This is a genomic window from Collinsella sp. CLA-AP-H1, assembly GCF_040092945.1.
In the GTDB taxonomy this organism is placed as follows: domain Bacteria; phylum Actinomycetota; class Coriobacteriia; order Coriobacteriales; family Coriobacteriaceae; genus Collinsella.
In genome coordinates, this window is record NZ_JBBNKO010000031.1 from 1 (window position 1) to 2,289 (window position 2,289).

2 protein-coding genes are annotated in these 2,289 nt (G+C 67.5%); both read left to right on the forward strand.

Annotation, left to right across the window (positions count from 1 at the left end):
• Positions 1–160 precede the first annotated feature (160 nt).
• Positions 161–1,399: an IS21 family transposase gene (gene istA / locus AAAV44_RS09745; RefSeq protein ID WP_349115458.1), complete on the forward strand. Its 1,239-nt coding sequence runs from the start codon at positions 161–163 to the stop codon at positions 1,397–1,399.
• On the forward strand, positions 1,396–2,184 hold the full coding sequence (istB, locus tag AAAV44_RS09750) for an IS21-like element helper ATPase IstB (RefSeq protein ID WP_055285406.1): 789 nt from the start codon (positions 1,396–1,398) through the stop codon (positions 2,182–2,184). Before istA ends, istB begins: the two co-directional genes overlap by 4 nt.
• The last annotated feature ends 105 nt before the right edge of the window (positions 2,185–2,289 follow it).

Sequence of the window (2,289 nt, forward strand, 5' to 3'; positions counted from 1 at the left end):
TGTTAGCGCTACTGTAAAAACAACCAATTTCGCCATCGCACTTTAGCCGATTCCGCCAACGCAATTTCCCCGATCACGCCAACGCATTTTCACCATTTCCACCAACGCCGGGGCTTACGCTTCGACCGACAAGCGAACGATGCTTTCGGGAGGAGCGGCCGTGGCGGAGAAGAACCTGATCGGAGAGTTGGACATGTACAGGGAAGCGGGCATAAAGCCCAACTTCAGCGACATAGCGAAGCGCTACGGCAAGGACAGGCACACCGTGGCGGCGTACTGGAGGGCCGAGGGCGGCCGGCCCCGCGACGGGCGCGCCGACAGGGCGGGCTCCTTCGACGCGCACATCGAGGAGGTGGCCGCCAAGGCGCAGCTGCCGGGGGTCACCAAGAAGGGCATCCACGAGTGGCTGCTGCACAGGTATCCCGGCGAGAACCTGGCCGGCTACAACGCCTTCACCCAGTTCATGCGCAAGAACGGTATCGCCGTCGGGGCCTCCGTCGGCCCGGAACCGCACCCGCGCTTCGAGACGCCGCCCGGGCTGCAGCTGCAGTTCGACTGGAAGGAGTCGGTCAGGATGGCGAACCGCGACGGCGAGCTGTTCGAGTTCAACGTTTTCGCGGCGACGCTGGGCCATTCCCGCAGGCACATATTCATCCGGTCGGGGACCAGGACGACCGACGACCTGGTCAGGTGCATGTACGCCACGATCGCGAGGCTCGGCGGCGTGCCCCGCGAGTGGGTCACGGACAACATGTCCGCCCTGGTGACGGTCAAGGGCGGCAGGCGCCTCAAGGTCCAGCGCGCATACGAGTTCGCCAAGGCCGCCGGCTTCGAGCTGAAGCTGTGCCGCCCGCGCAGCCCCCAGACCAAGGGCAAGGTCGAGTCGTCGAACCGCTTCCTGTCGCGGCCCGCGGCCTACCAGGGCGACTTCGACGGCTGGGACGACATCGACGAGATCATCGCGCGGATCGAGGACGCCAGCAACTCCGAGCCCAACGAGACCACGGGGCTGCCGCCCTCCGCGCTGTTCATGGAGGAGAAGGACGCGCTGCTGCCCGTCGGCAACCTCCGCGCCCTCGAGGAGGCGATGGGCGACGTGGTGCGCGTGGCCAGGGTGCCGGCCACGATGCTGGTCAGCGCGCACGGCGAGCCCATGTCGGTGCCCAGGCGCTGCATCGGCAGGCCCGCCCGCATCGTCTGCATGCCCGGCGGCGCGATGGACTGCTACGTCGGCGGCGAGCTGGTGGCGACGCACGTGGCGGGCGGGCCGGCCTACGACCCGGCGCACTACGCCGAGGCCATGGCCGGGAAGCGCTGGTTCGGCGACGCCGCCGGCGACATCGAGGCGGCCGCCGCCGCCAACCTCGGGCTGCTCGACTCGATAGGGGGCTCGCTGTGAGCGCCGCGGTGCAGGCCAGCCCGCTCAACCGCCTGGCGGCCAATCTCGAGGAGCTGGGGCTCGAGGGCATGGCGTCGTCGGTGCCCGAGTACGTCAGGCTCGTCGCCGACGGGAGGAAGAGCCTGGTCGACGCCATGCTCGAGCTCACCGACGCCCAGATAGCCCTCAAGCGGCGCGCCGACGACGAGCGCCGCACGAGGATGGCCAACTTCCCCTACATAAAGACGCTGGCCGACTTCGACTGGGGTTTCCAGCCGAGCGTGCCCCGCGGGCTGGTCGAGCAGCTGGCCACGCTCGAGTTCGTCGACCGCGGCGACAACGTCGTGCTCGTCGGCAGCCCGGGCGTCGGCAAGACCCACCTGTCGATAGCCATAGGCCACGAGGCGGTGATGGCCCGCAAGCAGGTGTACTTCGCCGACTGCTCGAGGCTGGTCGAGGACCTCAAGCACGCCTCGGCGAAGGAGGCGCTGGCGCGCAGGATGCGGTTCTACGAGCACTGCAGCCTGCTGATAATAGACGAGCTGGGCTACCTCGATATCGGGAAGGAGGGCGCCGACCTGCTGTTCCAGCTGGTGAACAGGCGCTACGCGCTCAAGCGGTCGACGATCGTCACGACCAACGTGCCGGTCGGCAGGTGGGGCGACGTGTTCGGCAGCAACGTCACGGCCTCGGCGGTCGCCGACAGGCTGTGCCACCACTGCGCGATGATCAAGATAACGGGCCGGTCGTACCGCCTGAAGGACGTGTCCATCGGCGGTGAGGACGGGAAGGAGGAGGGCGCCTAGGCGCCGAAAGCGGCACATCCGCGTTGGCGAATCCGGCGTATCCGCGTTGGCGCGATTGGCGAAAATGCGTTGGTGGAAATGGTGAAAATTATATTGACGCTAACA